The 6,901-nt window shown below is 31.5% G+C and carries 5 protein-coding genes and 1 pseudogene; 5 read left to right on the top strand and 1 reads right to left on the bottom strand.

What is annotated here, in order from left to right:
* A pseudogene (locus MN581_RS09900) lies at nt 1–548 on the top strand (transposase); the annotation flags it as partial.
* Between the two features lie 109 nt (nt 549–657).
* Here the strand turns inward: MN581_RS09900 and MN581_RS09905 are convergent.
* Nucleotides 658–990, bottom strand: coding sequence for a helix-turn-helix domain-containing protein (locus MN581_RS09905; protein ID WP_241699694.1), 333 nt, complete (start codon nt 988–990; stop codon nt 658–660).
* Nucleotides 991–1,177: 187 nt separating this feature from the next.
* Between MN581_RS09905 and MN581_RS09910 the strand changes: the two genes are divergently transcribed.
* The 4 genes from MN581_RS09910 to MN581_RS09925 all read left to right on the top strand — a co-directional run bounded on the left by MN581_RS09910 (nt 1,178) and on the right by MN581_RS09925 (nt 5,784).
* On the top strand, nt 1,178–2,293 hold the full coding sequence (locus MN581_RS09910) for an S-(hydroxymethyl)glutathione dehydrogenase/class III alcohol dehydrogenase (protein WP_241699695.1): 1,116 nt from the start codon (nt 1,178–1,180) through the stop codon (nt 2,291–2,293).
* A gap of 4 nt (nt 2,294–2,297) precedes the next feature.
* The gene (fghA, locus tag MN581_RS09915; RefSeq protein ID WP_241699696.1) at nt 2,298–3,143 is read left to right on the top strand and encodes an S-formylglutathione hydrolase; all 846 of its coding nucleotides are present in this window, start codon (nt 2,298–2,300) and stop codon (nt 3,141–3,143) included.
* A 168-nt stretch (nt 3,144–3,311) separates the two neighbouring features.
* On the top strand, nt 3,312–3,674 hold the full coding sequence (locus tag MN581_RS09920; protein WP_241699697.1) for a metalloregulator ArsR/SmtB family transcription factor: 363 nt from the start codon (nt 3,312–3,314) through the stop codon (nt 3,672–3,674).
* Nucleotides 3,667–5,784, top strand: a complete 2,118-nt coding sequence (locus MN581_RS09925) for a heavy metal translocating P-type ATPase (RefSeq protein WP_241699698.1) — start codon at nt 3,667–3,669, stop codon at nt 5,782–5,784. Before MN581_RS09920 ends, MN581_RS09925 begins: the two co-directional genes overlap by 8 nt.
* Nucleotides 5,785–6,901: the final 1,117 nt, after the last annotated feature.

Below are 6,901 nucleotides of genomic sequence, written 5' to 3' on the forward strand. Positions count from 1 at the left end.
GTTTTTTCAAAAAATATGATTATGTTTATGACGAATACTATGATCAATCTATTTGTCCCAATATGAAAACATTAACTTATACGACAACTAATCGAGATGGTTATCGAGAATATAAAAGTAACCCTCACGATTGTATGACGTGTTCTTTAATAAATAAATGTACGCAATCAAAGGATAAGAGAAAATAAGTTCAACGTCATTTATGGGAAGATGATATGGAACGATGTGAGGACATACGTCATGCCATTGGAATGAAATCTATCTATAATAATCGTAAACAGACGATTGAGAGGTTATTTGGAATAGCCAATGAATTTCATGGATTACGTTATACCAACTTAATAGGCAAAGAAAAAATGCACATGAAAATTGGGCTTATTTCGCATGTCTTAATATAAAAAAATTAGCAAAAATGCTTAAATTAAGAGACCTAGAGGGCTCTATTTTTAATTTTTTACCTACATTAATCATAGAATATAAAAAAGACAAACCAATTACTCTTAATGAGTAATTGGTTTGTCTTCACTCTGAAGCCACTACCTCTGTAAAGGTAGTGGCTTTTGTGCTAGATATACTAGCAAATCTTCTTGTTTTCGCATATTTATTATATCATGATTCTAAATAACAATCAAAATCCATTGTTTACATATTTTTTTATTACTTAATACTATTCCAAAACTTATCACCCCATGCACATATATTATCGACTATTGGTAATAATTCCATTCCAATATCTGTTAGTTGGTATTCAACTTTTGGAGGAACTACAGGGTATACAGTTCGTTTAACTATGTTGTCTTTTTCTAGTTCACGTAACTGCCTAATAATCATTCTTTGATTAATATCTGGCAGCATCTTTTCTATTTCGCTTAATCGTAATATAGGTTTTTGTAACAAAGACCAGACAATTGCTATTTTATATTTTCCGCCAATAACAGACATAGCTAAATCCTTAGTATTGACAAAATATTTTTCATTGTAATTATACATAAAAGGAACCTCATTATTGTTTTTGATTTATATTTTTAGAAATTATATCAATTAAAATCTATAGTGTCAAAAACATCAGTATTGCTTTTTTTGTCATTGTTTATATAATAAGCAATAACGTACAAAAAGGATTTTAATAAATAAGATAGATGAGTAATCTAATTATGAAAATGGATGGAGAATAGTTATGAAAAGTAGAGCTGCTGTTGCATTTGGTCCAAATAGACCATTAGAAATTGTAGAGATTGATGTGGAAGATCCAAAAGAAAATGAAGTTATGGTTAAAATATTGTATACATCTGTCTGCCATACAGATGCTTATACTTTATCAGGTGAAGATCCTGAAGGTGTATTTCCTGTTGTGTTAGGACATGAGGGAGCTGGAGTCGTTGTAAAAGTTGGTTCTGGTGTTACATCCGTTAAAGAAGGAGATCACGTTATACCTTTATACACAGCAGAATGTGGTAAATGTAAATTTTGTTTATCTGGAAAAACAAATTTATGTTCTGCTGTAAGAGAATCACAAGGAAAAGGAGTAATGCCTGATGGTACAACTCGTTTTTCATATAACGGTGAACCAATTTATCATTACATGGGTACCAGTACTTTTAGTGAGTATACAGTAGTAAACGAAATTAATTTAGTGAAAATAAATGAAAATGCACCATTAGAAAAAGTTGGATTGCTAGGTTGTGGTGTTACAACAGGTATAGGTGCAGTTGAAAATACAGCAAAAGTCGAAGAAGGGGCTATTACTGCTGTATTTGGTTTAGGAGCTATTGGTCTTGCAGTTATTCAAGGTTTAAAGAAAGTTAATGCTCAATGTATTATTGCAGTCGATACGAATCCTGATAAATGGGAATTAGCGAAAAAGATGGGAGCTACTGACTTTGTAAATCCTAAAGATTATGAAAAATCAATACAAGAAGTAATAGTTGAAATGACAGATGGAGGTGTAGACTATAGTTTCGAATGCATTGGAAATGTTGAAGTAATGCGATCTGCATTAGAATCATGCCATAAAGGATGGGGAGAGAGTATTATTATTGGAGTTGCTGGAGCAGGAAAAGAGATTCACACGCGCCCATTCCAATTAGTAACAGGACGTGTATGGAAAGGCTCTGCTTTTGGAGGAGTGAAAGGTCGAACCCAATTACCTGGCATGGTTGAAGAATTTATGGATGGAAAGATTGATTTAGATTCGTTTATTACACATAGACTAAGTTTCTCACAAATTAATGAATCATTTAAGTTACTGCATAACGGTGAATCAATTCGAACTATGTTAACTTATGGAGATTAGATGTATGGACTTGAAAATATTGGAAATTCATACTTCTTTTGGTGGAAAGCAAATTAAATATCAGCATACTTCAAAAATTTTGAAATGTGAAATGATATTTAGTTTATTTTTACCAGAATCTAAATCAGAAACTGAAACAGTTCCACTTATTTGGTGGTTGGCAGGTTTAACTTGTACAGATGATAATTTTAGTCAAAAAGGAGCATTTCAGAAATATGCTTCTGAGCAAAACGTTGCATTTATTATGCCAGATACATCACCTAGAGGCAATGTTGCTGATAGTGATGACTGGGATTTAGGACAGGGAGCTAGTTTTTATATAAATGCTACTTTAGAACCATGGAAAGAAAATTTTCAAATGTATGATTATCTAACTAAAGAACTTCCTGAAATTGTGTACACTTTAATTCCAAATTTCTCAGGAAAAGAAAGCATTATGGGACATTCAATGGGAGGTCATGGTGCATTAGTACTTGGGCTAAGAAATCCAAACCGATTTGTTTCTATCTCAGCATTTGCTCCAATATCTAATCCAAGCAACGTTCCTTGGGGGAAAAAAGCCTTCTCCTCTTATTTAGGAAATGATAAGTCAGCATGGAAAGAATGGGATGCTACAGAAATTATAAAAAAATCAACCAAAAATAATGTTCCGATATTAATAACACAAGGTACAGATGATAACTTCTATGAGTTACAATTAGATGAAGAGGCATTTTTATCTGCTGCTAAAAATGTTGATAGAGACGTAACATATAAAAGAGAAATAGGTTATGATCATAGTTATTTTACTATAGCAACATTTATTGAAAGTCATATTAAATTTCATTTAAGAGAATTAAAAAAAATATAAAAGGAAAGCCTTCAGAATTATACTGAAGGCTTTAAGTATTTTGTAGAGTTAACATAAATCAAATTATACCTAGTGAAATCAAATACAATCAAACTTGTACTTGATTATTACAATCTGTTTATATATAATCAAGTATGAACTTGAATGAGTGATTTTGGAGGAATAAACGTGACAAATGAAATATGTGAGATTACTTGTATTCATGAGGAGCAAGTAACTAATTCAAAAGAGAGATTAAAAAATACTAATAGCAAAGATCTAAGTTCTTTATTTAAAATTTTATCAGATGAAAATAGATTCAAAATATTACATGCTTTAGCTTATGAAGATCAACTATGTGTATGTGACGTAGCCAATATTATTGGAGCAACTATGGCAAATACATCACATCATTTGCAATCATTAAAAAAATTAGGTGTTGTAGATAGTAAAAAAATAGGCAAATTAGTTTATTATTTTAGTTCTGATGATAGGATTGTTGAATTGATAAATTTTGGAAAACAACTAGAAAAGGGTGATAGATATGAGTAAAGAAACTTCTAGTAAAACATATCGAGTAGAGGGATTAAGCTGTACGAATTGTGCTGCTAAATTTGAAAAAAATGTTAAAAGTATTGAAGGTGTAACAGATGCAAAAGTAAACTTTGGTGCTGGAAAAATTAAAGTTGAGGGAACATCTTCCATTCAAGAAATTAAGTCTGCTGGAGCTTTTGAAAATCTAATTATTCAAGATGAGGACAATCAAGAATCTGAAGGGGAACAGAAAGATTCTTTCTTGAAACGTAATTGGACATTAGTTATTTCAGTAATATTAATAGCCATAGCTTTTTATTTTAGAGCTACTGCAGGCGAGAATGATATCATAACTAAAAGCTTATTTATATCAGCTATCGTTATTGGTGGATTTAGTTTATTTACAGAAGGAATTAAGGATTTACTTAAATTAAACTTTTCAATGGAAGTTTTAATGACAATAGCAATTATAGGCGCATCAATTATAGGTGAATGGGCTGAAGGTTCTATTGTAGTTATCTTATTCGCTGTTAGTGAAGCCCTTGAACGATTTTCAATGGATAAAGCAAGACAATCTATTCGTTCGTTAATGGATATAGCACCAAAAGAAGCTTTGATTAGAAGAAATAACGAAGAAAAAATGATAAATGTTTCTGATATTCAAATAGGAGATATTATGGTTATTAAACCAGGGCAAAAAATAGCTATGGATGGGGTAGTCATTAAAGGACATTCTGCTGTTAATCAAGCAGCAATAACGGGTGAGTCTGTTCCAATTGAAAAACAAAATAAGGACGAAATTTTTGCAGGTACTTTAAATGGAGAGGGGATTTTAGAAGTGGAAGTGACTAAACATGTTAATGATACAACCATTGCTAAAATCATTCATTTAGTGGAAGAAGCACAAGGAGAACGAGCACCTGCACAAGCATTCGTTGATAACTTTGCTAAATACTATACCCCTTCTATCATGGCTATTTCGGCTTTAATTATCATTATTCCACCATTGTTTTTTGGTGGTGATTGGAATAAGTGGTTGTACCAGGGTTTATCACTATTAGTAGTTGGTTGTCCTTGTTCATTAGTTATCTCAACACCTGTTTCAATCGTTTCAGCTATTGGAAATTCAGCTAAAAATGGTGTGCTGGTAAAAGGAGGTATTTATCTCGAAGAAATCGGAGGATTAAAAGCAATCGCTTTTGATAAAACAGGGACTTTAACCAAAGGAACGCCTTCTGTAACAGACTTTGTTGTAAGTGACACAAATCAAGAAAATCAGTACTTATCTATCATTTCAGCGTTAGAAATACTTTCTCAACATCCTTTAGCTTCAGCCATTCTTAAAGAAGCTGATAGAAGAGAGTCAAACTATCAAATGATCGATATTATGAATTTTAAATCAGTAACTGGTAAAGGAATTAAAGGTGATTATCAAGGTACAACTTATTTTGTTGGAAGTCCTAAATTATTTGATTCAGAATTAATTAGGCAAGCTAGTGTCATGAAAAATTATGAGAAGTTACAAGAGCAAGGAAAAACCGTCATGATTTTTGGAACAGCACAAAATATTTTGGCAATTATCGCAGTTGCTGATGAATTAAGAAAGTCAAGTTCAGAAGTAATCGCTAAGCTTCATCAGTTAGGTATTGAACATACAATTATGTTAACTGGTGACAATATCAGAACAGCTAAATCAATTGGAGAACAAGTTGGTGTGACAGACATTAAAGGTGATTTAATGCCACAAGATAAGTTAGAGTATATTAAAGAGCTTAAAGAAAAGTATGGAAAAGTGGCTATGGTAGGAGACGGAGTAAATGATGCTCCTGCGTTAGCATCAGCAACTGTTGGGATTGCAATGGGTGGGGCTGGAACGGACACTGCTTTAGAAACAGCTGATGTTGCCTTAATGGGTGATGATTTACAAAAGTTACCGTTTATTGTTAATCTTAGTCGAAAAACATTAAAAATTATAAAACAAAATATTACTTTCTCTTTAAGCATTAAATTCTTAGCTTTATTGCTAATTATTCCAGGATGGTTATCACTTTGGATTGCTATTGTTGCAGATATGGGAGCAACTTTATTAGTAACACTTAATGGATTGAGATTGATGAAACAGAAGTAAGAAATAGTTATTTATCTCGTTGATTAACATAATCACCATTTTAAGAAGTATCACACCTACCAACGGATTCAGTTCGCGAGATTGTGAATGCCAATTGGTCTACATAAACAGTCAAAAAAGAATCCCATCAAGTGGCGATTCTTTTTTTTTCGAGATAGTGAAAGACACCCAATCATTTTTTTTGTTTCGTGTTATTTTTTGTTGATTGATTAGATGAAAAAAAATAAAAAAGATGTCACCAAGTAAAATAAAAAAGGAAAAAAATTTTTAAAAGTCTGCGAACAAAAAGAAAAAAAGAGAGAGGGAAATTTTTGTCCTTTTTGAAAAAAAAAGTGGTGTGACAAATGGAAAAGAATCACGTGTGTTGAAAAAAAGTTTGGCAAAAAAATCAAAAAGTGATCAGACTAAAAATCAATTGTTGCCAAAAAATCAATAAGGCAAGCAACGGGTTTGTACGTACAAACCCAAAAATTGAAAATTGTTTAGCTTGTTAGGTGGCACCTAAGACCGCAAAAAAAGAAAAAAATTCTACACATATTGATAGAATTTTTTTCTTTTTTTTATCGCGCTGCTCGATACTTTTTGAAGTCAAAAAATAATTTTCTGATTAACGGAATTCTCTTTTTAAATGATTCAAACTATTTTTTCTAACGATTTCTTTTTAAACTTTTTCAAAGTCTTTTTATTTTTGAACGTAAAAATTTAACTCATGTGTGTCGATTTTTAAATCTAAAACGTCATTTCCTTTGACTTATTTTTTTATAGATGAGTCATTCAATCATTCGTCATCTTACTTTTGGCCAATTTTACGTCTAAAGAGCATAAGGGAAACTGCCAACAGGCAAGCTGTTGGGTTGATAGTATCAACGTTTCCGATATAACATGATTTTTTCTCGTTTGCACTGTTTTAACACACCTTTAACACACCTTTTAACCACCTTTGACATACCTTTAACACACCTTTGATACACCTTTTAACCACCTTTGACACACCTTTGACATACACTATTTTTTATCAATAAAAGAATTATCCTAAATCATTTCAATTGAAAAATTAGTTTTTCAAAAAAAAAAAAATAAAAAACTTTTCCAAAAGTATGGAGAAGTTTTTCTACTT

The sequence above is a fragment of the Vagococcus sp. CY53-2 genome (assembly GCF_022604695.1).
Classification (GTDB): Bacteria; Bacillota; Bacilli; order Lactobacillales; family Vagococcaceae; genus Vagococcus.